A 25,547-nucleotide genomic window follows, 5' to 3' on the forward strand; every position below is an offset into this window, starting at 1 on the left:
ACGCTGGCCCGATCCCAGTGGACTGCCGCCGTCTATGCGCGCCAGCCCCATCCACCGAGCCACTGCCGGGATACCGACCGCAAGCACCTTGATCGCATGATTCCGTAACACGTACGCTGACGGCCGTTACTGTGTGTGGCGCAGGGTGAACAGTCCGCTGAACGCGGTTCGCTTGGGTTGCCTGCGGGATGCGGGGGTGCAGGTTGGACAACTTGCCGGTGGCAGCTGGTGTTCCGCCCATCCATTTCGGAGTGCACGAACTGCGGACCGGAAGCGCGGACGGGGCACGGGCCGACTTCGAGAAGATGCTCGCGCAGCTCGCCAGTGCGACCAATCCGAACGTCCGGATGATCGCCGCGAATCCTGGCGACTGGGGAATCGACGCTTTCGCCGGTGACCTCGGCGGCGCCATCACGGTCTGGCAGTCCAAGTACTTCATGCCGAAGACCACAATCAGCCAGTCGCAGCAAATTCGTGAGTCCCTCGCGAACGGGCTGAAAGCCGCGGCGGCTAACGGTCACACCATCACGCTCTGGATCCTGTGCATCCCCTCCAGCATGGACGGGCCGGCAGCTCAATGGTGGGATGGCTGGAAGAAGCGGCAGGAGAAGGCGCATGGCCTCGTCATCGAGCTGTGGGACGAGACCAAGCTCATGAAGAAGCTGTTGAGCCCCGAAGGTGACCAGGTACGCCGTGCCTATTACGAACCCTTCACGGCGCCTGCCGCCCCCGCTCAGGAGCAGATACGCCTCGTGCTGGACGTGGAGGAGGACAAGGCGGCGGCGCTCGACTCGGCTCTATTCGTGCGCCAGATGACCGAGGCCGGCCACGTCGAACTGGACTCGGCGAAGCGGCAGTTCTTCAACGCCGACCTGGTGGCGCGCGAAGTCGCGCACAAGGGTGTGCCGGCTGAGGTTGCCGCACTGAGCTCTGCTGACGCCACCCTTCACGGGGTGTGGGAGATGCAGTTCAACGAGTGTTCGGCCGAGGGCACCCTCGCTGCTCTGCACGGCCGGGTATGGCGCGAGGTGCGCGGCGAGCACGACAAACTGCCCAAGGTGCTGCGTCTGGAGGTGACGCACAGCTGGGGTCTGGTCCACCGGCTGGTCGACAACCGTCGGGCAGGGTGGGTCACGCACTGGCGGCAGATCGCGAGCGGTCATGCCGACGATTGAGGTTTCGCGTCCCTCCGTACCGCTCGACCACTGATGAGGAGCATGCCGTGCAAGCAGACCGGCCGGTTGTGATGCCCGAGGACGAGGTACCTTTCCGTCTCGCTCAACTGCTGCTGCTCCTTGACGCCGTTGCCGCGCAGGACGCAAACGGGGCCACCCTGGAACGCATCGGGTACTACGACTTCCTGTCCGCGAACCCCTTCCTCGTAGTTCCCTCCGAGGGCCGGGACGCGAGCCTCCTCCGGCTGGCCGGATTCGACCCGCAGGTCCTTGCCTACGCGTCCTCTTCGCAGCGATTCACGAGCCGGCGAGAACGGATCCAGCACGACTTGGCGCTCCTGGTGGCCTATGGGTGCTGCCAGGTCCGAAACCGCAACGGCTCCCTCACCTACTCGATCACAGAGGCCGGTCAGCACCTCGGTGGGCAGTTCACCGCCACGTACGCCACGTCCTTTGCTACCGCCGCAGACATCGTCGTCCGGCAGCTCCGCAAACTCAGCGACAAAAGGCTGCGCGAGCAGACCGCACGGTGGCTCAGGCCGGACGGACCCGACGGGCCCGCGGCTGCCCTCATGAGCGTCCTGGGGCCAGGCCCGTTGCTGGAAACGTCCTGGGAGGGATGATCACCATGGAGCCGCTTCCCGGCATCCGGATCCGCCGTCTGCGCCTGGTCGGCATGGAGCGGTCCTACGACGTCGACTTCACCGCCGAACAACGGGTACGGAACCTCTCCGTCATCGCCGGGGCATTCAGCTCCGGCAAAACAGCGGTCCTGGAATTCATCGCCTACGGGCTCGGCGCGAAACGGCACCCCCGTCACCAGGAGGTGCTGCGAAGGGTCCGTTCATGCCTTTTGGAGGTCGAGCTCTCCGGTGAGCCGCACGTGATCGAGCGGTCGGTCGGAGAGCCCTCGAAGATCGCCTTCGTACGCCGCGGAACGCTCGACAGCAGGCCCACCTCCAGGGCCGAGAGCAGGCCCATCGACCCGCCCGGGGCACCGGAGAGCCTGTCCTCTCTCCTCCTGAGTCACTGCAAGCTCGAAGGCGTTCAGCTACGCGAAGCGCCCACCAACAGCGAATCCCGCACGGACCCGCTCAGCTTCCGCGACTTGATGTGGCTCGCCTTCCTGCCCAACGAACGCGTCGCGGACAAGAACTTCCTGTTCGAGAACGACTACATGCGCAAGCACAAACTGCGACAGGTCGTCGACGTCGCCTTCGGGGTCCACGACGATCGCGCCGTCGAACTCGGCCAGCGCATCCAGGAACTCGGTGGCCGGCTCAACCGCGCCAAAGCCGAACTCGCAGCAGCCCGTGCCTTCGTCGTGGAGCAGGCTCCCACCGCACTGGACGGTGAACCCACACCTGCCGTCCACGAACAGGAGCTGGCTGACATCACGAGCCAGCTCACGGAGTTGGACCGCCGGGCGCAGGCGGGAACGGAATTCGCGGCTCAGCTGCGCCACCAGCACAAAGAGGCGGCCCAGACTTCTCACCGGGCGGCAGCGGTCCTGCGGGACTGCGAAACACAGCTCCAACGCCTGATGCCCCTCCGCGCACAGTACGCCGACGATCTCCTCAAGCTCGGCATGCTCGGCGAGGCACAGCAGATCTTCGACCCCCTGAGCGTCACCACCTGCCCCGCATGCCTGAACCGGCTGTCGGCTCCCCCCACCGCCGAAAACGGACGTTGCAGCCTCTGCCGCCACGAACTAACAGCTGCGAAAGGGGCGTTGGTCCTGGGCGCTGCCGACACCGGCAGTCAGGCTGGAGGCAACCGGGTGGACGTCGCAGCCGAGACCCGGTCCACCAAGGCCCGCCTCAAGGAGATCACCACCTACATCGACGAGCTCGGCGCCTCGCTCGTCACACTCAAACTTCGAGCGGAAGAGGCGGCCGTCCGGGAAGAGGAAGCCGCCGCCGCGCTGGACGCCGCGACGTCGCCCTCAGTCTCACCGTTCCTCGCCGCCCGCGACGAGCTCCACCGAAGGCGCGAACAGGTCCTGCGCCAACTCGAACAGGCCGAGAGCGCGGTCAAACTCCGCGAAGGACTTGCCAAACGGGCCGACGCCGTGGAACGCCACGAAGCCCAGATCGCCCGTCTCCGCGAGGAACTCGCACGACTCGGAGACGCCTCCCACGACCGCGATCGGGTCATCGCCAAGATCAGCGGCCGATACGGCGAGCTCCTGCGAGCCTGGCGCTACCCCAAGGTCAGTACGCCCTTCATCAAGACCGACCTCACCCCCTTCGTGCGCGGTGAGCCGTACCAGGAAGCCTCCTCCGGCGCCCGCACTCTGCTTACCCTCGCCTGGCAGCTGGCCGTATTCGAAATCGCAGTCGAAGCAGGGGCCGCGCACCCGGGATTCCTCATGATCGACAGCCCCCAGAAAAACCTCGGCCACGGCGGCACCCTCGATGCCGTGATCGCGGACGCAGTCGCCATCGACGACTTCTACCACCACCTCTCCCTCTGGCTCGCAGAGCGCGGTAGCCGAGCACAGCTCATCGTCGCCGACAACAGCCCGCCACCGCTGGTGGAAAGCAGCGTAGTGGTGCGCTACAGCCGCAACGAGGACCGTCCGCCGTACGGGCTGATCGAGGACGAAACCAGTGCGGACGAAGAGGCAGAAGCCGAGGCGTGAAACGCCCTCCCAAACACGGGTCCTGTCCTCGATAGCAGGCTGACCCCAAAGGCGCAGCGTCGCGGATCACTCACTCAGCAGTTGAAGGGCGGGCTCGACTCCGACATCCGCCCGACAGCCGCGTGTCGGTCGGCATCAGTGGCTGCCGGAGCTCGGACGGGTGGGCGGACCCTGGCGGGGGAGAATCGTGGTCTTTTGCCACTGACGACTGACCGAGGGCCCGCGCGTGCAGGATGTAGCCATGAAGAACGAAGTGCCCTTGTCCGGTGGACGCATCACTTCGGGTGTGGTCAGGATCGGCGATACCGTCCGTCGGCCAGTCACCGCGTCGTCCGCGTTCGTCGCCGAATTGCTCGGTGACCTTCGACGGCAGGGCTTCACTGGCGCTCCGCGTCATCTCGGGTTCGACGAGGCCGACCGCGAGATCCTCAGCTACCTTCCCGGCTGGGTGCCCGCCCGCTTCCAGCGCTGGACAGACTCTCAGGTGGCTGCTGCCGGCTCCCTGCTCCGCGCCTTTCACGACGCCACTGGCGCGAGCCGCTTGGCGGGTAGGCACCCCGTCGTCTGCCACCACGACCCGGGGCCGAACAACACGGTCTTCGCAGACGACGTTCCGGTCGCCTTCATCGACTTCGACACCGCCGCCCCCGGTGATCCGCTGGAAGACCTCGGCTACATGGCATGGACCTGGTGCATTTCCTCCAAGCCTGACGCTCCACCCGCCGCCAGCCAGGCCGCACAGGTACGCATCCTCGCTGGTGCCTACGGGCTCGACGACGCCTCCCGGTCACGTCTCATCGATGCCGCGCTCGACCGCCAGATGCGCAATGCCCGGTGGTGGCGCCACCACCTCATGCTCCCGTCTCCGCACGTCGCTGACGACCACGAGATCGCCGAGCGCATCCGGTGGTCCGAACGGGAGCACGCCTACACCTTGGCCAACCGCACGACCTTCGACGCAGCCCTGCACTGACATCCGACACGAGTCCGACCCGCCTGCGCGATCAAGGCACGCTGGCACACTCCCGCGTCCGCCAGGTCGGTGACACTAGGGAGCCTTCGCCCGGCGTCCGAACGATCCCGGAAACTCGTCCGCTCTGACTGTCACACCGCGCGCCGTCCGCACACCTGTACCAGGTGACAGCGGACTTCACAGCGGGAGCAGCACGTGACCCACACCAACACCCTCACCCCGAACGCGCCCCGGCGACAGCAGGGCCTTCGCACGACCGACACGGCCGTCCCCCCGGTCGCCCTGCGCCAGATGGCCACGGGCGAAACCGAAGAGACGGCCCGAGACGAACTCCCGGAGGCCGAGCACCTCATCCCGACGCCAGCGCCCGAACAGGCCCGAGGCGAGGCACGGATCTTCCATGCGCTGATCACCGCCTACGGCCGTCACCGCCCCACCCTCACCGGCGGCCCGTTCGGCATCCGCAGCCTCACCCCCCGCACCGACGAACTGGTGGTGCGGATCGCGTCCGCCCAGATGGACCGGTGGATCGACGCCCTCGCCCACCGGCCGGGCGGGACAGGCGTCGCAGGCCTGCGCTGGGCCGGCCTGCGAGAGGGGATTGCCCTGACGCTGCCCGGGATGAGGCTGCTCCTCGCCGACATCAGCGAGACCGACTGGCGTGCCGCACTCGGCCGCCGGTCCGCCGACCCGAGCAGCCTGATGCCGCACTGGATCCCCCAGTTCCGCGGCGAGCCCGAGTACGCAGCCGCCCAGGACGCCGAACTCGCGAGCCTCGCCGACCACCTGTGCGCCACCTTGCGCCGGATCCGGCTCCTCGACGCCCTCACCCGTATCAGCGGTCACGTCCACCTGTTCACCACCCGCCACCACGGCAGCCTCCACCTGATCGAGGCATGCGAGGCAACCCCCACCGCCCTGCCGCTGTGGACCTCCCGGTCCGTCCCCCTGGCCCTGTGGCCCGCCGGACCGATCCCCGCTCCGGGCCCTGCAGACCCACGCGCAGCTGTCCTTGACCTCCTCACCGAGATCGAACCCGCCCGCGCCCCGTCCGGCACCGCCGATCACCCCGCTGCCCGCGCCCTCTGCCACATCGCCGGCCTCACTACGGACCCTGCTCTGGTCCAGGCCGCCGAGCACGCTCTCGAAGTCGCCACCCGTGTCCTCGCCGACCCCGCCCACGCCAGCGTGTACGCCGCCGGCGGCTGGGCAGGCAGCTGCCGCACATACCCCGAAGGCACGGTCCACGGAAGCGACCCCTGCCTCCCGCCCGGCGCCGAGGCCGTCACCGACCTCCCCGAGGAAGCCGTCCAGCGCCTCGGCCAGCACTTCTCCAGCCGGCCCTCGGACACCTCCCGCGCCGACCTCGCCGGCGCCGGCCGGGAGGAGCTCGTCCACCTTCTCGACTGGGCACTCGCCGTCGCGACCCGCCCCGCCAACCGGCCGGACTGGACCCGCGACAGGACCGACGGCACGCTTCAGCACACCCAGCCGCTGCCCGACCGCGACGGCCTCCTGACCCTGACCGCCACCACCACCGGCGTCTACCGCGTCAGCCTGGACGCACTGGGTCTGAGCGACCTCGCCGACGAGGACGACACCGTGGAATGGGAACGCGAGGCCGCGCCCTCGCAGAGTGCCGCCGTCCTGCTCGCCGAACACGCCGCGATCGAGGCCGCCGTCTGCCTGCCCTTCCAGCGCGAACACCGCAAGCAGCGCCTCCTGCTGCCCGCGGCGGTGCCGGCCGAGCCGACGATCCGCTCCGTCGTCGCCGGAGCCGACTACGTTCTTGGGTTCTTCACCTTCGCCAGCGTCCTCGGCCGCCTCCACGAGCGCGTGGGCTCCACCCAGGGAGCAGCCGACGGCCACTGGCGAACCGACACCCCGCCTGACGGCCCGGCCACCCTCACCGCTCTCATCAGCGACTGGTGCGCGCTGCCCTCACCCCACCACGGCGAAGCCGCCAACACCGCCACCGTCGACTGCCCCACCTACCTCCGCCACCTCGCTGCCCACCGCGCCGCGCTCGACCCGTTCGTCACCCGCTACCTCGCCGCCGCCGACAGCCTCCCGGGTGTGCGCACCTTCGAAGAGCGGCACGTCGCCGGCTTCGCTGCCCTGCGCACCACCGACCTGTCCGCCCTCGCCCGCACGGAGGTACGCCCCACCGGCGAACGGCTCCTCCGCCTGGTCAGGTCCATCCCACAGGACCCTGCCCAGCTGACCGCCTGGTACGAACACCACCTCGACCAGGCCTGAACCCCGCCGACCCCGGAAGAAGGAGCAACCGCACGATGAGCGATCAACTGCCGGACCTGACAGCGTTCGTAGGCGCCATCGGACGCGGGAAGGCGCCGCTGTCGGGTGACGCCGACGCCGACCAGTACACGGCCGTGCTCAGGCGCGCCCTGCACATCGTCGAATGCCGCGGACTCGGCCCGGAGGCCGCCGGTCAGAAGTTCGGACCGTTCGCGGACACCTCCGACGACCGTGTGACCGTGCTCGTGGACGAGCACCAGATCCGGGACCGCTACCCCGGCCACGACGAGCTCCACCACCTGGCGCACGCGGTCCGTGAGCGAGGACCAGCGGTGGACGTCGTCATGGTGCTGCCCAAGCCGGCCACGCTGTTCATGGACGAGATGGCCCACGTCGTCAGCAAGGTCGACGAGCCCGCCTGCGGCCCAGAGCCGGCCGGGCCCACCCGCTGGGTGTACGAGCCGAGCCGCCCACTGCGACCGCTCCGGTGGTACCCGGGGGGTGAGCGTGAAGCGGCGGACGAGCGGTAACGGTTCGGGCCGGAGGCGGTGCTCTACGCGTTCGCGTCGGCGGACGTGAGCACGGGCGAGCGTGCCAGGAGCGGCGGGCGGGTGGTCGGTCGGGAGCGAGGCAGGCTGACATGGGAATGCGGCCCGAAGGAAATCTCCTCGGGCCGCAGTTCGGAATCTGTATACGCTTTCGCAGCCGGCCTGCGCGCCGGCGTCCAGCCGGGCCCGGCCCGGGACGAATCAGGGGGACCAGATGACCACCACGAAGACCTCACCAGTGCCCAGCCGTACGCCGGGCGCCCCCGTCGCCCTCTTCAGCGACGAGGCGGTGACGAGAGCCGTGCCCGGCGCGGCCCGAAACCTGCCGCGGCCACTGGACACCTTGACCTGGCAGGAGCCCCCCGCCATGGAGGACGCGGACGACGTCGCGCGGTGACCGCATGGCCCGGGCCACGTCGCCTTTCGCCGCTCGGCTGATCCGTCCAGGTGCCCCACCACGATCACCGGTTGTGCCAAGCAGAGTGGTCCTCGTTCCACTGCTCCCGGGCCCGGGCCCGCTCCACTTCTGCGTCGAGACGCTCGACGTGCGTTCCGTCCTTGATGTGGACATCGGCGTGCGACGAACCAGCGTGGTACCGGTGGCGCTGGCTGACCATGACCACGGTCCGGGCGATACCCGCCTGGTTCGGCATGGCCATCGCCGTCGACACGAAAGGCCCCGCCGGGCCGCCCGGCACCGAGATCCAGTCGTCCTCGTCGGCCTGCCAGGGGAAGATCAGGTCTCCTTCCTGAGGGCCGGTGCCAGAGGGAAGACCTGCGAGCGCCGGTTCAAGACCGGCGGTCTGCCTGGCGAGCGCCTCCAGTTCGAAGACGGCCACCTGGAAAATGCCTCCGATGGCCGCCATCTGCCCAAGCATGGCGAGTTCTGAGGCCACCCGGCGCCAGTCCTCCGCGCGGTCACCGGTGATGCTCCGGTCCGTGCACAGTGTGGTGAGGGTGCGGGTAACGAAGACGTGACGGGCGCGTTCGCGGCCTGCGTTGCCTCGCATGGCCGGGGGCAGAGGGGGGAGGCGGTCGGCGAGGCGCCGGGCGCGGAGTCGGGTGTCCGGGGCGGGCATCGGGGTCCTCGAAGTCGAAGGGCGTTCGGGCGGGTTCTGGCTTGCCGCTGCTCGCCGGTCCGGTGCCGTCGCGGTTAGTAGGACGGCACCGGACCGGGCGGAGTGGGTTCGGCGGGCACCGGCCGGGGCGGGGAGGGGGCTACTCGCCCCGGGCGCTCCACCCGAAGAAGCACCAGGTCGGTTCGTCTCCCAGCGTGCGCAGCAGCAGTGCGGCGGCGCCGGATCGGACGATCGGGTCGTAGTCCTCGATCAGGCGGTCGGCGAGCCAGTCGGCGTCGTCCTCGCACAGCGGCCCGCCGTCTTGGCCGTCGAAGCAGCCGTCGGCGCGCAGCCGGTCTCGGCCGTCGGCGACGTTCACCTCGGTCACCTTCGACAGGTCCGCGCGGGGTCGGAACGGATCGTGGGGCTGTTCGCGGTCCTTGGCGGCGAACGCGGTGAAGGCCGCTTCGGGCGTGGGCCCGCTCGCCGTGAAGCGGAACAGCATGGGGTCCGTGATCATGTCGGTCCTCACATTTGGGCGCGGGGCGCCGGGTGTTCGGTCTGCTGGCCGGGGCCGCTGTTGAGGGCGTGCACGAATCGGCCCAGCGCGACGGGGATTGTTCCCTCCAGCTCCGGTGCGCCCTCTCGTCCGGCGACCGACAGGCGGGGCTGCCCGCCGCGGGCCCGCACGATGTGGAAGGCGAGCTGGTTGAGGTCGACGGCGTGGACGATCCGGACTTCCTGGCGGCCGGGCAGGAGATGGTTCACCCGTTCACCGCTGTCCCGCAGCATGCGCAGTTCCGGCGGGAGTTGGACGTTCTTCGGCTTGTTCCACCCCTCGAACATGAACCCAACAGCGAAGACGGAGTCCTCATGCACCTCGCCGGGAATCAGAAGGGACGGTACGGGCGGCAGCGCCTCTGCGTGGTGCCGCAAGGCGTCGGCGGGGTTGATCCCCACCGGGTTCCAGACGACCTCCGGGATGAACTCCACCTCCACGCGCGGGGGCCGCAGACGGAGCATGAACAGGCGGGGAGGAAGGTCCCAGCCCTGATGTTCACCGAGGCGGGATTCGATGTCCGCCAGGACGGAGGCGACCACGTCGGAGGCCAGGTCGTGCGACGGGGGCGCAGAGGGGAGGGGCTGGAGGTCTCGGGGCATGGAGGAGCCACCTTTCGTGCCGGCCGCGCAAGAAGGCGGCCGCAGCGAATGCGATCAAGGGGGAGGAAGAAGAGGGCCGGTCTGACCCGGCGACACGAGCAATCTACATACTGAAATACGAATACACAACATCTGTGTTCTGTGTGTATGGCGCCGACCTGACGCGCCGGCAGGTCACAATGTGAGTGGTCTCGACGGCGTCCGGCTACTGGGGGAGTGTCTTTGTCCATCGACCGCCTGCAGCCCATCAGTCCCGCAGCGCTGGCCGCCCGGACACCCCGAGTCCAGATCCCGCCCTCCCGCGCCGACGCCTCGGTCGAGAGCACGGCCTTGGCCCTGATGGACGCGGACGCCTTCCGCAGCACGCTTCAACGCGTCGTCGCCCATGGCACATCCGCTGCTGCGGTCGCGTCCGAAGCCACCCGTCGCATCGCCCGGGGCCACCTCGACGTCGCCGCCCTGCGGACGGTGCTGTTCGAGACGGCCGGAAAAGACGTCTGGCCGCCCGTACAGCAAGCCGCCATCACTGCCGTCGCTGCCAGCCCGGCTCTGGCGCCGAGCATCATCTCCATACACGCCCAACTGCTGCGCACCCCCTCCGCGACCGTCCGGGAGGGACAGGGGGATGACGGCCAGCCGTTCTTCGTCGCACAGGCCACCTTCGCACCAGCTGGCCGTGACATCACTGGCAGCGCCCAGCGGGCCCGCACCCGTAAGGCGGCGCGGCAGCAGGCCATGACCACCCTCATCGCCGCGCTCGCCGACCTGCCGGACCCCCTCGCCGATCGCGCGGTACCCGAGTGGAACTGGGACACGCCCGCCGCCCAGCCCCAAGCGCCCGCTCCAGCAGTCGAAGCCAACCCCGTGTCGGCCTTGAACGAGTTCCACCAGGCCGGCCACATCACCCGGCCCGACTACCGGCCCCCCACACCGGCGCCCACCGGCTTCACGGCCACGGTCACCGCCATCCACCGCGGTCGGCAGCTCACCGGCGAAGGAGCCGGCCCCACCAAGCGGCAGGCCCGAGCCGAAGCAGCCGACCGGCTCCTCCAGGCCCTGCAGAACGCCCTCGGCGCCGACGCCGAGCCCCCGGCTGCGACCGAACCGGCGGCGGCCGCGCCCGTCCAACCCGCGCTCCCCATGCCGCCCGCGCCGACAGAGAACCAGGAGCCGCCGCGCGCCCTCCCCGCCGGCCCAACTGATCTGTTCGCCGCTCACCGCCTTCTCGAGCAGGCCCTCGCCGACGGCGCCGCCCTGACCCTGCTGCCCTCGCGCCACCCCGGCCGGACCGCGTGGATGCTGTTCCAGCCCGACGGCGCACCCTTGCTCGCTCCCGGCCACCTGCCTCCGCCGCTTCAGCCGGTCGCCCGCGACCTCGTCCTCGCCAGCTCCGGCGGCATCATGCCGCGCCGCGCCACGGTGACGGGCATCGCGGTTCCCGTCGGCCTCGCCCTACCCGCACTCCTCGCCCCCCGCGAAGGCGAGCACCCCTCCGTCACCGGATGGCGACCAGGCATTCGCCTGGCCGTGGAGTGCGTGGCCCAGCAGCGCGTCTATCCCGCCCTGACCGCCGACGGCCAGGGCTGCTGGCGCATCGGTCCGATCACCGATCCACTGCGCACCGCCGTCACCGAGGCCGCCGCCCGGATGGCCCCCGAGGGACACTGCCTCCTCGCCGGCCACAGCCCCCTGCGCGTCCCGGCGCCCGAGCACGCCCTCTGGCCCCTGCTCGACGCCGTCGCCGACGCGATGGTCCGAACCCCTGGTGCCGCCCCCCTCCTGGGCCCCGGCCCGTTCACCAGCACCCCGGCCCCCGACACCGAGCCCAGCGCGGAGCTGTGGGCCTGGGCCGACGCGATCGAGGACGCCGCCGACCCCTGCCCCGCTGCCCGCATCACAGTGCGCATCAAGGAACCCGAGAACACCGAGCACGCCCCCACCGCCCAGGCCGTCCTGCTCCTGGCCACCGACGACCACGACGAACCCGTGCCGGCGAGCAGCATCTGGGACGGCCACCCCAGCCATTCCACCCTGACCCCCGCCGTGCTGCCCGGGGTGCGCCGCGCGCTGCGCCGCGGCGCCCGCCACTTCCCGCCGCTCGGCGACCTCGCCGCACAGGACCGCCCCCGCCGCCTCACCCTCTCTGCCGAGGACCTGGCCCGCCTTCACGACCACGCCGTCTCCCCGCTCGCCGCGGCCGGCATCACCGTCCACTGGCCACCCGCGCTCCTCGGCGCGCTCACCGCCACCGCCGTCATCGGCCGCCGCCACGACGCCGACGACGAGTTCACCCCCGGCAGCGGCTTCCTGGCCCTGGACCGTCTGGTGGACTGCCGCTGGCACATCAGCCTCGACGGCGAACCGCTGACCGAGGACGAGATGACCGCCCTCGCCGACGCCGCCTGGCCGCTGATCCGCATGCGTGGCCGCTGGCTGCTCATCGACCCCGACACTGCCCGCCGCGCCCGCCACCGCGAACTGGCGCCCCTGCCCTCTCTCGACGCGCTCGCCGCCGCCCTGTCCGGCACCCTCACCCTCGACGGCGAAACCCTCGACGTCCGGCCCGCCGGCACGCTGTCAACCCTCGTCGACGCCCTGCGCCAAGCCCCCGACGACCCTCGCCCCGTACCACCGCCGACCAGCCTGAACGCGAACCTGCGCCACTACCAGCAGCGGGCCCTGACCTGGCTCGCCCACACCCTCGACCTGGGCTTCGGCGCGCTCCTCGCCGACGACATGGGCCTGGGCAAGACGCTGACGACCATCGCCTTGCACCTCCACCGCGCCGAAACGGCCGGCGAAGCCGCCGGCCCCACCCTCGTGGTCTGCCCAGCCTCCCTCATCACGAACTGGCAGCGCGAGATCGCCCGCTTCGCCCCGGACACCGCCGTTCTCCGGTACCACGGCACCGGCCGCACCCTCGACCCCGATGCGCTCGGCCACACCACGGTCGTCATCACCACCTACGGCACCCTGCGCCGCGACCCCGACCTCGCCGCCACCCAGTGGGGCCTGGTCGTCGCCGACGAGGCCCAGCACATTAAGAACCCGGCCTCCGCCACCGCCAAGGCACTGCGCGACCTACCCGCCCGGTCCCGGCTCGCGGTCACCGGCACCCCCGTCGAGAACAACCTCACGGAGCTATGGGCCATCCTCGACTGGACCAACCCCGGCCTCTTCGGCACCCGCGCCGCGTTCCGCGCCCGCTACGGCGCCGTCGAGAAAGACCCGGGCGCGCCCGCCGCCGCAGGGCTCGCCCGACTCATCGCCCCGTTCATGCTCCGCCGGCGCAAGAGCGACCCCGGCATCGCCCCCGAGCTGCCCGGCAAGATCCACCACCACCGCGTCGTCGCCCTCACCGACGAACAGACCGGCCTGTACGAGGCGATCGTCCGCGACACCATGCACAAGATCACCACCAGCAGCGGGATCGAACGCCGCGGCCTGGTCCTGAAGCTGCTCCAGGCCCTACGCCAGATCTGCAACACCCCCACCCTCTACCTCAAGGAACCCCTGGACGACGCCGATCCGGCCGAACTCGCCCACCGCTCCGGCAAGCTTGCAGCCCTGGACGACCTCACCGCGACCCTCGCCGACCGGGGCGAAGCCGCCCTCGTCTTCACCGGATACGTCCAGATGGGACGCATCCTCGAGCACCACCTGCGCGCCCGCGGCCGCTCCGTCCGCTTCCTCCACGGCAGCACCCCGCCAGCCCGCCGCCAGCACCTCGTCGACGCCTTCCAGCACGACCCCGACCCCGCCCCGGTGTTCATCCTGTCCGTCAAGGCGGCCGGCACCGGACTGACCCTCACCCGGGCCGAGCACGTCATCCACTACGACCGGCCCTGGAACCCCGCCGTCGAGGACCAGGCCACCGACCGCGCCCACCGCATCGGACAGCACCGCACCGTCCAGGTCCACCACCTGATCACCGAAGGCACCGTCGAGGACCACATCAACGAACTCCTCGCCCGCAAACGTGCCTTGACCGACGCCGTCCTCACCTCCGGCGAAGGCGCCCTCACCGAACTCGACGACACCGAGCTCACCGCCCTCGTCACCCTGGGAACCCGATGACCGGCACCGCCCGATCCCTCGCACCCCTGGCCGGAGCGTGGAAACAGGCCTTCCACCTCGCCACCAACGGCTCCGGCTCCTACGGCAAGGGCCTCAACCTCGCGCGCAACGGCGCCGTCGCCCAGATCCAGACTCAGCCAGGCAGAATCAGCGCCCCCGTCGCCGCGAAGAAGGCCACCCACCAGGCCGCGATCCACGTCCCCGAGCTGACCGCGGCCCAATGGGACACGCTGGCAGCCAAGCTCGCCGACGACCCTCAGGCCGTTGCCGACCTCGTCGCCAACCGGATCCCCGCCAAGATCGCCGACTCCGGGCACGCCGGCGGCATCTCCATCGCCCCGCCGGCCGACGGCATCACCTTCTCCTGCTCCTGCCCCACCGGCCGGACCCACCGCGTCTGCGACCACAGCGCAGCCCTCGGCCACGCCATCGCCGAACGCCTCGCCGCCACCCCCTCCTTGCTGCTCGGCGCCCGCGGCATGACCGCCCGCGCCCTCGCCGCCCACGTACGCGACCTCGTCGACGGCGCCGACCCCGGCCCTCTCCCCGCAGACACCAACGGCACCGTGCGCGCCACCCAGCTCTACGCACTGGCCGCCCACCGTCCCCCACAGCCCCCGTCGGACCTCGACCTCGATGCCGTCAGCAACCTCACTTGGAGCGACCCACCCCTTCCCGGGCCCCGATCCCAGGACCTGATGTGGATGGCCACCGATGCCGCCGTCCGCGCTCGGACCCTCCTGGCCGGCACCGCCGCTGCGCCCCACGACGAGCTGGCTGACATCCTGCGCACCCTCGCCAGTCCCGACGGCGCGGACCATCTGGAGGTCGCCCAGTACGCCACCGGCATCCCCGAAGCCACCCTGCGGGCGATGATGATCGGCTACCGCCACGGCGGCCCGGCCGGCGCCCACGCCACCCTGGCTGCCACCCCAGCAACCATTGACGTCCTCGAACGGGCACGAGAGACCGTGCACGCCTCCCGCGCTGTCGGCCTCGGGACCATCACCATCGACGGCGGTTCGCTCACCGACACGACCGCCGGAGTCCAGATCCGCCCGGGCCCCGACGGCCGCTGGTACCCCTTCACTCTCTGGCGTGCCGACGAGTGGCGTCCCGCGCCCGGAGCCTGCGACGATCCCGCCGAGGCCTTCCGCGCCGCACGGCGCGCCCGCGCCGCACGACCACTCAGGCGATAGCCCCACCGGCGACCTGAACCGGACGTCACCGAGGTCGAAAGACCCACCACATGCCGTTGGATCCGCAGACCGGCGTACGCGTCTGCCACTTCATCGTCGACCGGCTCGAGGAGCGGCGCCGCGAGCAGTCCGCCCGCGCTTGCGCGAAGACGGCTCGCCTCGCTGGTGACTCACTGGAAGCCGTCGTTGAGGCCGCGCAGACTGCTTCCCACCGGGGGCTGAACGCGGCCCGTCCCATCCATCAGGGTCTCACCTCTGCGAGCGAGCCGGTGTGGATGATCAGCCGCTATGCCGAGGCCCGCGAGGCACTCACCGACCCGCTTGCCCCGCCGAGCGTCGTAGGCGTAGGGAGTGCGGGGTCGGACGTGCGGTCGGGAGGACGCCGGCCACGATCAGGCGGGGGATTTCAGTGGCACTACGGGCATGTCTGATGATCCAGATGCTGTCTTCGATGTCGCGGTAGCCGCCGGAGTGGTCGCTGGCGTCGCCGACGAGGAGCAGAGCGAAAGGTGGTCCGGTGGCGGTGTAGTTCGCGGCCTGGGCGAGGTAGTCCCGCTCGACGGTTTGCTGGGTCTTCCACGGCGTGGTGCGCCATTTGATCTCGGAGACGAAGCGGCTGCCGGGCTCCGGCGTGTAGATGACGTCGGCGCGCCCGCTGGCGACGTCCCACTTCTCCCGCTCCACGGTGCCCGGTGGGAAGAGAGGACTGAGGTGCTGGTGGAAGTCGTCCTGGAGGTTCTTCTCGTTCCAGGGGACGACGGTGCCGTCGGCGTCCTTGCGCGCCGGCCCGAGGTAGGCGGTGCGCTCGCCGTAGAGGTTGGCCTGGGCATCGAAGCGGTCGTAGAGGAAACGCAGGAAGTGCTCCAGCAGGGGGGTGAAGTAGTGGCTGTCGCTCGGCTTCCAGGCCGGGCTGGTCTTCAGGATGTCGAGCAGGGTCTCCAGGTGGGTGTCCACGCGGGCATTGCCGGTGGGGGTGTAGCCCCTGGCGAGCTGGTGCGCGAGCTGCTCGAGCCGGTCGAGCTTGTGCGGGTCGAGGTCGTCACGCAGGCCGGTGGCGTCAGACTGAAAGAGCGCGGCAAGTGCGGGACGGCCCTCCAGGGCTTTTCCCGGCACCCCCTCCTGCCGTGCCGCTTCACCAGCCGACTTCTGGCGCCGTTGGCGTACAGCGTCGTACAGCGTCTGGGCGTCGGGGTGGTCGGTGAACTGGGGGTCGTGGGCGAGGGCTTGCTCGAGCTGGTGCAGCAGGCCTTGACTGCGCACGAACGGTGCTTCCACGGCCGGGCTGATCAGTGCCGTGAGGCCCGGGGAGTCGTTGGCGGGGGCGTGGATGCTGCGGCTGGCGAGGTAGATCTGCAGGAGGTCGCTCAGGGCGTCGGCGGGGCTGTACCAGCTGGGCTGGTCCAGGTGTGTCTGTGCGGCGTTGAGGGTGGTCACGAGCTTCGACCAGGCGCTTTGGGTCAGGCTGCGGGCGCTGAGCCAGTCGAGCTGGTGCATGCGGCCGGTCCAGGCGGCGAGGTGCGCGGCCGTGGTGTCCAGCTGGTCGGCTGCGTCGGTGAGTCGTTGCCGGGCGCTGTTGTCACCCGTCGGGTTCTGTTCGAGGTCGGCGAAGGCGAGGACGGCTTCGATGGCGGCGGCGTGGGCGCGGGCGTCCAGGCGTGCCTCGTGGGTGCGGTCGAGCTCGGTGAACCGCATCAGGGCTCGCCGCAGTTGTTCGTCGGCGGTGTTGGGGTCGGCGGCCTCCAGCGCGGTTCGCTCGTCGGCCAGGGCAAGTTCGAAGCTCGCGTCGGCTCGGGTGGCCGGGTTCAGGTCGGGCTGATTCTCCAGGGCGCTGAGGACGTCGAGGAGGGGATCGGTGTCGGCGAAGTGGTCGCGGGCGATGCCGATCAGGATCGGCAGGCGTTCGAGGGCGTCGGCAGGCTCGCTGCCGGTGATCTCGGTGAGGAGCGCGAGCAGACGGTGCGGGGAGCCTCCGGCTACCGCCAGGCGCAGCAGGCCGGCGATCGCCGGCTGGGCGAGGGCGGCGTCGCAGTCGCCGGCGAGCGCGTCCTCTGCGAGCGTGGCCAGATCTCGTACGGTTCGGTTGCCCAGGCGGTCGGCCAGTTCCGGCTGGGTGCACACGACGTCGAGGGCGTCGGTGAGGACCCACGCCGAGTGAGGGCGGCGCAGGCCCCGGGCCGCGGCCGAGAGCAGGGGAGCAGCCTGGTCGGCCGGGATGGTGTCGAGGCTGTGAGCCAGCGCGGTGAGAAGGTAGGGCAGTTGAGGCCCGGCGGCCAGCGTGTCCGCCTCGGCCGCGACGGCGTCTGCTCCGCCGAGGTCCTCCAGGCGGGGTCCGGCGTTCAGTTCGTCATCGCTCGCCCGGCTGGCCCACGCCTGGAGGGCCTGGTCCACGCTCGGAGCCACTGTCCTCTCCTCTCTGCTGGGCCGCGCCGGAAGCGAGCAGCTTAGAACAGGTGTTCACTATCGCGGGTGATGAGGTGGTCGGCAGGCAGATCGTCGACGAGTTCGGGCTGGGCGGTGGTCAGCACGACCTGCAGATCCGGCAGGTCCTTGGTGATGGCCTGCAGCTCGGCGATCAGAGTTCGGGCCGGTACTTCGGTGACCTCCTCGGCGGCGACGGAGTCAATCAGCAGCAGACCGGGATGGGCGGCCACGCCGCGGTCTGCACCGACACGCAGCAGCGCGATGACCGTGGCGATCCGCATGCGCAGCCGGTCACCGCGGCTGAGGCGTTTGAACGAGGTCTTCACCCCGGCCTTGACGGCGTTGACCCGGCCGGAGCGGTCGAGCCGGACGCTGTCGAGGTTCTGAACCCCGAACCGGGTCGCCAGCTCAACGATCTGCGTATTCATCGCCGGAAAAAGCCGCTTGGCGGCCGCGTCGACGGCCTCTCGTACGGCGTCGGTCACGGCCTCCAGGACCTGGGCGGACACGGGAACGGGCGGCTCTTCCGGCCCGGAGCCGGTGGCGGCGAGGCGTCCTTCCAAGCCGGCTGCCTGAAGCTCCAGCTGGCGAAGGCGCTCATGGTTCTGCGATGTCGCCAGCGCCGTCTGCAGCGCGGCCGCGGCCGCCTGCTGCTCGCCGACCGCGGCGTTCACCGCGGCCGCCGCGGCATCGCGCTGCCGACTCGCTGCGTCCTCCGCCTCCCGCGCGCTCTCGAGCTGCTGCTCCAAGTCCTGCAGCAGTACTTCGGCGGTTTCTTCGTCGACCTCGGGCAGCGGCCGGGTGCACACGGCACAGGAGGCCTCCTCACGCTCCTGCTGGCGACGGTCACGATCGAGAGGCTCCTCGCATCGCGGACAGCACACCGGATCGAGCCGGCCCAGCACCCGCCGCGCCTGCCAGGTCTCACGGGCGTCCAGCAGCGCCTGGTCGGCGCGCACCCGCGCCGAGTTCGTCTCGGTCAGGCTCTGTTCGGCCTCATGGAGCACACCCTGCGTGTCCCGAAGCCTTGCTGCCGCCTGGTCGGCGGCCTGGAGCAAGGGGGACACATCCCGGCTCGCCACGTCCCGAAGTTCGGCGATCTGCTGGGAAAGCTGCTCCAGTTGCTCCTGCCACGCGGTGCGCTCGGCCCTGCGGGCGTCGGCGTCTCCTTCCGCACGGCGCTTTCCTTGAGCGAGGGTCTTGCGCTCGCGCTTGTCGGCGACCGACAGCTGAGTGAGCACGGTGCTGTAGGGGATGTCGACGAAGAGCTCCATCAGCCGGGCGGACAGGCCCACGGCGTTGACATCCCCGAGAAGGATCTCATCGCCCCCCGGGTTGAGATAGCACGCTCCGAAGTACGACGCCCACCCATGGACCTGAGGTGCGCCCTCGCCGTCGGCGCCGCCGCCGGCCTGCCACAGGCTCGTGTGCCCCATCCGCAGCGCATCGAGGAAGAAGCTGCCGATGCTACGGTCCACCTCGTCAGCTCCGGAAGCCTGCTCCAGCAGCCGCAGACCCTCCCCGCCGTCGCCCGCGGCAAGCAGTTGCTCCACGGTGTCCGCGGTGAGGATCCGCCCGGTCAGCGCCGGATGAGCGCCGGGATCGACATCCAGGACAATCCGGATGGGGCGTCCGGCCACCGCGACGTCCATGCTCAGGTGCCGCACCCAGGAACGGACGTCCAAAGGCAGATCGCGAGGTTCTCCACGAAGCGGCCAGACCAGGAATTCCAGCAGGCTCGTCTTCCCCGCGCTGTTGTCGGGGTGGACGATCGCCCACACGCCGGCCGAGAAGTCCCGCTCCACACTGAAGGGATCGCCCGAGTGCTTCACCCCGTGGACCCGAAGGCGCAGCATCCGCAGTCGGCGGTCGGCCGCTGCCGGACTCTTCAGGGCGATATTGGCCTCCGCGAGCGACCGCTCCACCTGCTCCGGGGTCAGTCCCAGCTTCTCGGCGACACCCTGCAGAATGTCGCCGGCCCGCGGAACCTCGGGGACCTCCGGGGTGGTTGTCTCGGGCGACGCGGTCACGAGGCCTCCTGGGCGACGTCGGACTCCGGCATCTGGGCGGCAGCCTTCAGCTGACGCAACCGTGCGCGGGCCTGCTCGGTGATGGGCGAGATGTACTGCCTCCACGGGGTGTCGGCGTAGTCGCTCAACAGGTACTGCCGGTTCTTGATCTGTGTACCGCCGAGCCCGTCGACCAGCGCCACGACCAGCTGGGTGCGCTTGACGTACCACTCCAGCGCCGGGGCGTCCTGCACCAGCGACCGGGCCACCTCGCGGCCGCGTTCGAGGAGGAAGTAGACGTGCTCGACGACGCGCTTCTGGCCGCTCCTGCCAAGAACTTGCGTTTTGCGGATCAGCCCGCGCTCTACCAGCGGCGCCAGTGCGTCATCCAACTCTTCAAAGGCACCAAACTTGTGACGCAGCATCGGAAAGCGCCTCAGGTCCGGCTCCTCCGAGTCCAGGATGTCCGAGGCGAGACTGAGCAGTCCCTCTTCGTCCGGCGCCGTCTCGTACTCGTTCATGAGCTCGAAGGCCAGATAGTCCGGGTAGCGCACCCAGAAGTCCAGCTTCTGCAGGCGAACCTGTGTGTGGACCACGCCCGCCGTCGCTGCGGGCACATCCTCGCCCTGGGCCGGCGGCTTGGCGGCCGCGTCGATCAGCAGCAGTAGCCGGACGGAGTCCTGCCAGCGGCTTGCCTTGCGTACCGCTAAGGGTGCGACCATCGTGCTCCTTCACACCAGCCGTCCGCTCCGTCACCAGGTGTCATCCTGGCAGGTGGACGGTCCGGCAGACCAGATGCCGTCAAGGGAATTCGCCGTCGCCCGCCGCCCTTTGTCGGCCGCAGAGTGTCCTCCCGCACACATAGACCCATCCCAGCGGGCCGACGGGCCCGCACCTACTGACGTCTACCGTGGGGCCGGCGCGCAGACAAGCAGGATCACCCGAAGGTGTACCGGCGCTGCGCCTGCCCCTGCCAGGACCGGGCAGCGTCAGTGTCTGAGACCGACCGCACCGAGTCCGCTCCCGGGCTCCGATACGACCCGAAAACCTTCGGGGGCGTGAACGTCGCGCCTGTACCGCAGCGCTGCCCGCCGCGTGCTCTGCCCCCGCTCACAGCCGACACGGTCGCTGGCACCAGGCGCTCGTGCTCCACCGTCCACCGTGACCAGCGGCCGTCCGCCCGGCGGGCGGGTCGGCACGCGAACGCCGCCAGCCTCACACAGCACTTCATCAGCCCTTTACGACAAAGATCACGCCAGCCTGGCCCAACGCTGAATGCCATGAACCCGCGGGGGCGATACTCGGTCTGCCGCCTGACCACACATGATCACGGCCTGAGCGGGGGAGATACCGCGCTGGAGAAAGAGGGGGGAGCCAGTGGCCGCGACGGAACGCGACCTGCACGAGCAACACCGGGCCATGACCTCGGACCTGGCCGCCCGGCACGTCCGCGTCAAAGAACTCGATTTCGACGACCCGGAGTTCGACGGCCAGTACACCGCCATGGTGCAAGGAGCCGAGGAACTCCTCGCGTTCGAGCAGACGCTGCCGACACGGCTGGCCGAGCCGCAGCGGCTGCGGAGCGCGAAGATCGTGCGCTGGTCGTGGCGAGGTCAGACCGCAGTGGCCATCGCGCTCATCACCGCCGTCTTCGTCCTCGACCGCACTGCCTGGTGGCTTCTGCTGCTCATACCCCACTTGCTGGCCACGCTGCTGGGGTGGTCGATCAAGGTGACCGTGCAGCAGCACAAGCAGCAACGCGGGATCGCCTTCGCTCTGCACGCCCTGTGCGTTCTCGTGATCCTTGTCGCCCTGGGAGTGCTGTCCGCCTGGTGGTGGATCATCGCGGTCCTCATCGGCTGGGCCTTGATCGGCGGAGCCTCTGCAGATGCTCCACAGCAGGGGGCGAAGAAGTGACCGAGGACCTCGACCGCCGCCTGCGGGATACCGACCGCCGCCTCCGCGATCTTGACCACCGAATCGACGACCTCGACAGCGACCACCAGAGCCTGAAGAGCAAGTTCGGCTATACCGAGGACCTCGACTACGAGCTGCGCGACATCCGCAGCGACATCTCCGGGTGCGACGACAAGATCGACAAGGTTGAAGAGGAGCTGGGCGACCGCATCGAAGACACAGAGCAGGCCATCAAACGCCTCACGCAGCACGTGCGGCTGCTCGACGGCCAGCTCAAGGTCTCTGGAGGAGTGCCCGCCGCGGATCTGGACACCTACACCAAAGACCAGCACGCCCTCGCCCGCACCATGCTGAAGGGCTGGAACGCCCGTAGCCTGCTCCTGGGCGACCACGACCGCCACACCCACCAGGTGCGCGTCCGGCACCATCGGGAAACAGCCGACAGGCATCGGACAGCGCTCGCAGCAGTCGTCGACGCTATCGGCGCCTTCACAGCCAGCCGCTACGGCACCACCGGTCATTCCGAGGCCGCGGGTCGGCTCCGCACCGCAATCGCCGGCGAGGCAAGACTTCGCCAGGACCTTGCCCGACAGGCCCCACATGCCGAGGAGTCCGCGACCGCCCTGGCGGACGACGCCTCGGCCCGCGCGGACAAACAGCCGGCGATGTCGGCTGGCGACCGCGCTGAGAAGCGCCTCACGATGGCTTTGCGTAGCCGCCTGGCCGACGCCGTCAGCAGCCGCGCACTGCTGCCCGCCTGGTTCGTCACCGTCCTCGGAGCAGCACCACCCGCCCGAGCAACGGACCAGTGGCTGGAGACCGCCACCCGCGTCCTGCTCTACCGCCTCACCTACGACATCACCGACCAGGTCGTCGCCCTCGGCCCCGAGCCCTCGGACGCCGACCGGCATCGCCGTAGCTGGTACGAACAGCTACGCAAAGACCTGCGGCGCTGGTGACCGGCTCCTGCCCCCCACGCCCCGAAGGGTGACCATGCTCCGCGGCGCCACCCACTCCCAGCCCTCCGGCCACTTCGACCGCTGGATCGGCTCGCTGTGCGGCGGCCGACCCCTACCGACGTGTTGCGCACCTGCTCGCGCGAGCGTCCTCAAGCATCGGACATTCGCAGAATGCCGACTCCGCCCTGGAAGCCCTCGGTGCCGCAGAGGCGATCGCCGACCAGGCAGGTACCAGGGCCGGCCAGGAGTGCCTCGTCGGGCTCCGTTCGGCCAACGTGGCTGCTGCCAGCCGCTGCGGGCGGCGAAACCGGTTACGTCGGCTGGCGGTTGGAAGGTGCGATGCGAGGCGTAGAGGAGAATGGGCAAGGCACGGATCGCTCGCGGCGCCGGTGAGGAGAAGAATGTTGGATCTGCAGGCCGGTGTAGGCGTCTACCAGTTCGTTCGCGACCGACAGGACGATCTCCGGGACGAACAACACCCGGATGGCCACGACGCGTACGTCCAGTCCTGGCGCGACGCCCACGAACTCAGCCAGGGGTTCGCTACTGCGGTTCACGCGGGCAACACCGACGATGCCCGCCGCCTTCTCGACGCGCTCATGGCCATGGCCGACCAGTGGAAGAGCCACCCTGACTTCCCCGCCGCAACCCGCGCCGTCCGCGCTGTGCACGACGCGGACACCCCAGCGGAACCGTGATCATGAAGGGCTCTTGGCTTCTCATGTCGGGCGCGGTCGTCGTCATGCTGCTCCTCACGCCCCTTGTGATCCGCCTTCGTATCACTTCGTGGACTGTGGGGTGGCTGGCCATCCTGCTGGGCTCCATCTCCGTGATGGCCCTGCTGGGTCTGACGGCACGCCTCACCGATACGGATGGCCGGCCGACGCTCGTTGATGACCTGGATTCCTGACTCGGTACGGACCGCGTGCAGAGCCTGCTCGATCAGCTCGTCCAGGTCTTGATCTGAGCGGCGACCTCCCGCACCGGTAGACCGTCCCGGGCGGCGCGGGCCAGCGGGAGAACGGTGTCCAGGCCAGGGCCCACCGGCATCCCGCACGCCGACAGGTAGGCCGCGGTCACCGTGGCCGCGAACAGCAGATTCCGCATCTCCAGGCTCGGGTTTCTCGCCAGCTCGCACAGCAGCGCCGCAGCCTTGTGATGAGGTTCGGGGTAGACCTCGTGGTCAAGGATCTCCGCCCGGTGACGTGCTTCCGCCGCTACCGGGACGCCGTAGTCGACGACCTGGGGGTCTCCCGGAATCTGCTGCGCCACTGCCAGGATCCACGCGAGGTCAATCCGAAGGTTCACGCGGCATCCCTCGGTGCCGTCTCCGCCGGGGCATCCGGGAGACCGGGGTACCGGTCCTCACCGACTTCCGCATCGAACACGTCCGTGTACGCGGCCAGGAACGATGCGGCGCCGGCCATGAAGGCCGCGCGGGACTGATTCACGTCCGCCTCGATCAGGTCGGCCACGTACCCCTGCAAACTCAGGCCCCGGCGCTTGGCCCGGTCCTCGGCGGCTGCTTTGACCTCTTCATCCAGGCGGATGTTCGTCTGCTTTCCCATACCAGCACTGTAGCTATGTGCTGGTACCAGTGCATAGCAAATGGGGACGTCGGCCCGGGACCGGAGCGGTGGTGAGATCATTCCGGGGGGCAAGTGGGACGGGCGCGCCGGAGGGGCAACATGATCGACCTTGAAGAGCGCGTGAACCGCGTGTTCAATCCGGACCTGCGTCCCCTCGTCCGCGAGGCGTACCGGTGCTACGTCTCCGGCTCGGCCCGCGGCGCGATCGTCCTGACCTGGACAGCTGTCTGCGCCGACCTCATCGCCAAGGCCCAGATCCTCCATGAAGAGGGCGAGAGCCACGCGAAGGACCTGGTTGCCGATGTGGAGCGAGCGCAGGGCAGTGCGGAGTCGGAAGCGATTCCGATCATGCTCGCCCTGGAGAAGGCTCTGCTCGACACGGCGGAGAAGCTCGAGCTGATCGACTTCACCCAGCGCAAGCAGCTGGAGCGGATCCGCGACGACCGCCATCTCTGTGCACATCCGTCCATCCGCCCCCTCGGCGAGCTCTACGAGCCGACGATGGAGTACGCCCGCGCCCACCTCGTGGCCGCGCTGGAGGCCGTTCTCATCCATCCTCCGAGCCAGGGCCGCAAGATCGTCGGCAGCTTCCTCAAGCACGTCGTAGACCCCGGTTTCGTCTACGACACTGAGTACCTCACTCACACCTTTTTCGACCGCGTTCGTCCCAGCGCCAGGTCCAAGGTCGTCGAGGCCGCGGCCAAGTTCGCTGTCCTCGCGATCGAAGACCCCGCGATCAAAATCAAACCGGAGAAGTTCGCCGACCGGATGGCCAAGTGCCTGCGCAGCTTCGCCGAACGCGATGCCGACCTCGTCAAGAAGGCCGTCGCCAAGCAAATGGCCCGCCTTGAGACGGCCGAACCCTCCGTCCAACTTCAGGCACTCGGTCGGCTCGGCGACCTCCCCGCCTTCTGGGCCTCCCTGGGCACTCCCGTGCGCAATCTCCTGAACGCGAAGATCGAGACGATCGGGAACCGGGCGCCGTACAAAGAGATCACCACCGCCGAGGCCCAGGCCCTGGCCCTGGTCGCCCACCCCGAGCTCCGTGCGACGCTCCCCGCGCTCATCGAAGCGTTCTCCAAGCTCTGGTACATCCCCCGTGCAGACATCATCGCGCAGCGCCCCGACCCCTACTTCACGCCGTTCCTTCCGGCCCTCCTCAAGGACGTGGGCTCCTTTGACCGCGGGCAGGAAGTTGCGGAGAAGGCCGTCCTTCCGTGCGCAGGCTTCCTGACCTTGCCGGAGTTGGAGCAAGTCCTTACGGAGTGGAACGACAACGACCAGTGCTGGGGGCGTGCCATGCCCGGCTACCTCGTCGAGCTCTACACCCTCACGAGCCACCTCGGCGAGGGGCGTAGGCGCCAGTGGACGCCGATTCTGGAAGACGTCCGAGGAGACGAGCGGGTCTTTAACCTCATCGCCTCCGGTATCGGATCGACCGAGGCTTCCAGCGCCTGACGGCTGGCAGTTTCGTTTGGATCAGTCGGTCGTTGGTCCGGGTGTGCCGTTGACTGATGCGCAGTGGGCGCGGATTGAGCCGTTGCTCCCGGACCGGACT

Annotated in this window: 22 protein-coding genes; 14 read left to right on the forward strand and 8 right to left on the reverse strand. The window is 69.7% G+C overall.

All coding sequences use genetic code 11. The annotated features are described in order from the left end of the window. Nucleotides 1–251: 251 nt before the first annotated feature. The 7 genes from ACIGO6_RS39375 (at nucleotide 252) to ACIGO6_RS39405 (ending at nucleotide 7,996) form a co-directional block, all read left to right on the forward strand. Nucleotides 252–1,175 carry a serine/threonine protein kinase gene (locus ACIGO6_RS39375; protein ID WP_266552025.1) on the forward strand — a complete coding sequence of 308 codons (924 nt, stop codon included), beginning with the start codon at nucleotides 252–254 and terminating at the stop codon, nucleotides 1,173–1,175. A gap of 47 nt (nucleotides 1,176–1,222) precedes the next feature. After that, nucleotides 1,223–1,798 (forward strand): ABC-three component system middle component 2, encoded by a 576-nt coding sequence (locus tag ACIGO6_RS39380; protein WP_030578332.1) that lies wholly within the window; start codon nucleotides 1,223–1,225, stop codon nucleotides 1,796–1,798. Nucleotides 1,799–1,851: 53 nt separating this feature from the next. Beyond that, nucleotides 1,852–3,819, forward strand: a complete 1,968-nt coding sequence (locus ACIGO6_RS39385; protein WP_399885237.1) for a DNA recombination protein RecN — start codon at nucleotides 1,852–1,854, stop codon at nucleotides 3,817–3,819. 241 nt (nucleotides 3,820–4,060) lie between these two features. Further along, nucleotides 4,061–4,792 (forward strand): phosphotransferase family protein, encoded by a 732-nt coding sequence (locus ACIGO6_RS39390; RefSeq protein WP_399885239.1) that lies wholly within the window; start codon nucleotides 4,061–4,063, stop codon nucleotides 4,790–4,792. 195 nt (nucleotides 4,793–4,987) lie between these two features. Next, nucleotides 4,988–7,051 carry a hypothetical protein gene (locus ACIGO6_RS39395; protein WP_399885241.1) on the forward strand — a complete coding sequence of 688 codons (2,064 nt, stop codon included), beginning with the start codon at nucleotides 4,988–4,990 and terminating at the stop codon, nucleotides 7,049–7,051. A 35-nt stretch (nucleotides 7,052–7,086) separates the two neighbouring features. After that, nucleotides 7,087–7,581, forward strand: a complete 495-nt coding sequence (locus ACIGO6_RS39400) for a hypothetical protein (RefSeq protein WP_399885243.1) — start codon at nucleotides 7,087–7,089, stop codon at nucleotides 7,579–7,581. 232 nt (nucleotides 7,582–7,813) lie between these two features. Continuing rightward, nucleotides 7,814–7,996, forward strand: a complete 183-nt coding sequence (locus tag ACIGO6_RS39405) for a hypothetical protein (protein ID WP_399885245.1) — start codon at nucleotides 7,814–7,816, stop codon at nucleotides 7,994–7,996. Nucleotides 7,997–8,060: 64 nt separating this feature from the next. Here the strand turns inward: ACIGO6_RS39405 and ACIGO6_RS39410 are convergent, their stop codons facing one another. The 3 genes from ACIGO6_RS39410 to ACIGO6_RS39420 all read right to left on the reverse strand — a co-directional run bounded on the left by ACIGO6_RS39410 (nucleotide 8,061) and on the right by ACIGO6_RS39420 (nucleotide 9,818). Further along, on the reverse strand, nucleotides 8,061–8,465 hold the full coding sequence (locus ACIGO6_RS39410; protein WP_399885247.1) for a hypothetical protein: 405 nt from the start codon (nucleotides 8,463–8,465) through the stop codon (nucleotides 8,061–8,063). A gap of 352 nt (nucleotides 8,466–8,817) precedes the next feature. Then, the gene (locus ACIGO6_RS39415; protein WP_399885249.1) at nucleotides 8,818–9,177 is read right to left on the reverse strand and encodes a hypothetical protein; all 360 of its coding nucleotides are present in this window, start codon (nucleotides 9,175–9,177) and stop codon (nucleotides 8,818–8,820) included. 8 nt (nucleotides 9,178–9,185) lie between these two features. Next, on the reverse strand, nucleotides 9,186–9,818 hold the full coding sequence (locus tag ACIGO6_RS39420) for a hypothetical protein (RefSeq protein ID WP_399885251.1): 633 nt from the start codon (nucleotides 9,816–9,818) through the stop codon (nucleotides 9,186–9,188). A 339-nt stretch (nucleotides 9,819–10,157) separates the two neighbouring features. Here ACIGO6_RS39420 and ACIGO6_RS39425 point away from each other — a divergent pair, with 339 nt between their 5' ends. Beyond that, nucleotides 10,158–13,895 (forward strand): SNF2-related protein, encoded by a 3,738-nt coding sequence (locus ACIGO6_RS39425; RefSeq protein WP_399885271.1) that lies wholly within the window; start codon nucleotides 10,158–10,160, stop codon nucleotides 13,893–13,895. Further along, nucleotides 13,892–15,094: a hypothetical protein gene (locus ACIGO6_RS39430; protein ID WP_399885253.1), complete on the forward strand. Its 1,203-nt coding sequence runs from the start codon at nucleotides 13,892–13,894 to the stop codon at nucleotides 15,092–15,094. Before ACIGO6_RS39425 ends, ACIGO6_RS39430 begins: the two co-directional genes overlap by 4 nt. 309 nt (nucleotides 15,095–15,403) lie before the next feature. Here the strand turns inward: ACIGO6_RS39430 and ACIGO6_RS39435 are convergent, their stop codons facing one another. From ACIGO6_RS39435 to ACIGO6_RS39445, 3 genes are read right to left on the reverse strand one after another with little or no spacing between them, the layout of a single operon-like run. Next, a complete protein-coding gene (locus tag ACIGO6_RS39435) occupies nucleotides 15,404–17,494 on the reverse strand; it encodes a hypothetical protein (protein WP_399885255.1) in 2,091 nt (696 codons plus the stop codon). Between the two features lie 41 nt (nucleotides 17,495–17,535). Then, nucleotides 17,536–19,545: a hypothetical protein gene (locus ACIGO6_RS39440; protein WP_399885257.1), complete on the reverse strand. Its 2,010-nt coding sequence runs from the start codon at nucleotides 19,543–19,545 to the stop codon at nucleotides 17,536–17,538. Beyond that, nucleotides 19,542–20,246, reverse strand: coding sequence for a hypothetical protein (locus ACIGO6_RS39445; RefSeq protein WP_399885259.1), 705 nt, complete (start codon nucleotides 20,244–20,246; stop codon nucleotides 19,542–19,544). Before ACIGO6_RS39445 ends, ACIGO6_RS39440 begins: the two co-directional genes overlap by 4 nt. Before the next feature lie 655 nt (nucleotides 20,247–20,901). Here ACIGO6_RS39445 and ACIGO6_RS39450 point away from each other — a divergent pair. The 4 genes from ACIGO6_RS39450 (at nucleotide 20,902) to ACIGO6_RS39465 (ending at nucleotide 23,310) form a co-directional block, all read left to right on the forward strand. Then, nucleotides 20,902–21,441 carry a hypothetical protein gene (locus ACIGO6_RS39450; protein ID WP_399885261.1) on the forward strand — a complete coding sequence of 180 codons (540 nt, stop codon included), beginning with the start codon at nucleotides 20,902–20,904 and terminating at the stop codon, nucleotides 21,439–21,441. Next, entirely contained in the window at nucleotides 21,438–22,400 is a 963-nt protein-coding gene (locus tag ACIGO6_RS39455) for a hypothetical protein (RefSeq protein WP_399885263.1), read from the forward strand. The genes ACIGO6_RS39450 and ACIGO6_RS39455 overlap by 4 nt, the downstream gene beginning before the upstream one ends. 401 nt (nucleotides 22,401–22,801) lie before the next feature. Then, nucleotides 22,802–23,098, forward strand: a complete 297-nt coding sequence (locus tag ACIGO6_RS39460) for a hypothetical protein (protein WP_399885265.1) — start codon at nucleotides 22,802–22,804, stop codon at nucleotides 23,096–23,098. Continuing rightward, entirely contained in the window at nucleotides 23,095–23,310 is a 216-nt protein-coding gene (locus ACIGO6_RS39465) for a hypothetical protein (RefSeq protein ID WP_399885267.1), read from the forward strand. The genes ACIGO6_RS39460 and ACIGO6_RS39465 overlap by 4 nt, the downstream gene beginning before the upstream one ends. 32 nt (nucleotides 23,311–23,342) lie before the next feature. Here ACIGO6_RS39465 and ACIGO6_RS39470 read toward each other — a convergent pair whose 3' ends face one another. Together ACIGO6_RS39470 and ACIGO6_RS39475 are read right to left on the reverse strand one after the other, a co-directional pair. Continuing rightward, nucleotides 23,343–23,708 (reverse strand): hypothetical protein, encoded by a 366-nt coding sequence (locus tag ACIGO6_RS39470; RefSeq protein ID WP_027734645.1) that lies wholly within the window; start codon nucleotides 23,706–23,708, stop codon nucleotides 23,343–23,345. Next, complete coding sequence (locus ACIGO6_RS39475; RefSeq protein WP_024127329.1) at nucleotides 23,705–23,968, reverse strand: hypothetical protein; 264 nt, start codon at nucleotides 23,966–23,968, stop codon at nucleotides 23,705–23,707. The genes ACIGO6_RS39470 and ACIGO6_RS39475 overlap by 4 nt, the downstream gene beginning before the upstream one ends. Before the next feature lie 120 nt (nucleotides 23,969–24,088). Here ACIGO6_RS39475 and ACIGO6_RS39480 point away from each other — a divergent pair, with 120 nt between their 5' ends. After that, nucleotides 24,089–25,447, forward strand: a complete 1,359-nt coding sequence (locus ACIGO6_RS39480) for a hypothetical protein (protein ID WP_399885269.1) — start codon at nucleotides 24,089–24,091, stop codon at nucleotides 25,445–25,447. Nucleotides 25,448–25,547: the final 100 nt, after the last annotated feature.

The organism is Streptomyces sp. NPDC053750 (assembly GCF_044544295.1).
Classification (GTDB): Bacteria; Actinomycetota; Actinomycetes; order Streptomycetales; family Streptomycetaceae; genus Streptomyces.

Excerpts from the sequence above, each read along its gene's own strand:
- ACIGO6_RS39400 (WP_399885243.1), top strand. The coding sequence starts at position 7,087 with ATGAGCGATCAACTGCCGGACCTGACAGCGTTCGTAGGCGCCATCGGA.
- ACIGO6_RS39425 (WP_399885271.1), top strand. The coding sequence starts at position 10,158 with ATGGACGCGGACGCCTTCCGCAGCACGCTTCAACGCGTCGTCGCCCAT.
- ACIGO6_RS39460 (WP_399885265.1), top strand. The coding sequence starts at position 22,802 with ATGTTGGATCTGCAGGCCGGTGTAGGCGTCTACCAGTTCGTTCGCGAC.
- ACIGO6_RS39390 (WP_399885239.1), top strand. The coding sequence starts at position 4,061 with ATGAAGAACGAAGTGCCCTTGTCCGGTGGACGCATCACTTCGGGTGTG.
- ACIGO6_RS39420 (WP_399885251.1), bottom strand. The coding sequence starts at position 9,818 with ATGCCCCGAGACCTCCAGCCCCTCCCCTCTGCGCCCCCGTCGCACGAC.
- ACIGO6_RS39385 (WP_399885237.1), top strand. The coding sequence starts at position 1,852 with ATGGAGCGGTCCTACGACGTCGACTTCACCGCCGAACAACGGGTACGG.
- ACIGO6_RS39405 (WP_399885245.1), top strand. The coding sequence starts at position 7,814 with ATGACCACCACGAAGACCTCACCAGTGCCCAGCCGTACGCCGGGCGCC.
- ACIGO6_RS39475 (WP_024127329.1), bottom strand. The coding sequence starts at position 23,968 with ATGGGAAAGCAGACGAACATCCGCCTGGATGAAGAGGTCAAAGCAGCC.
- ACIGO6_RS39410 (WP_399885247.1), bottom strand. The coding sequence starts at position 8,465 with ATGGCGGCCATCGGAGGCATTTTCCAGGTGGCCGTCTTCGAACTGGAG.
- ACIGO6_RS39415 (WP_399885249.1), bottom strand. The coding sequence starts at position 9,177 with ATGATCACGGACCCCATGCTGTTCCGCTTCACGGCGAGCGGGCCCACG.
- ACIGO6_RS39445 (WP_399885259.1), bottom strand. The coding sequence starts at position 20,246 with ATGGTCGCACCCTTAGCGGTACGCAAGGCAAGCCGCTGGCAGGACTCC.
- ACIGO6_RS39480 (WP_399885269.1), top strand. The coding sequence starts at position 24,089 with ATGATCGACCTTGAAGAGCGCGTGAACCGCGTGTTCAATCCGGACCTG.
- ACIGO6_RS39430 (WP_399885253.1), top strand. The coding sequence starts at position 13,892 with ATGACCGGCACCGCCCGATCCCTCGCACCCCTGGCCGGAGCGTGGAAA.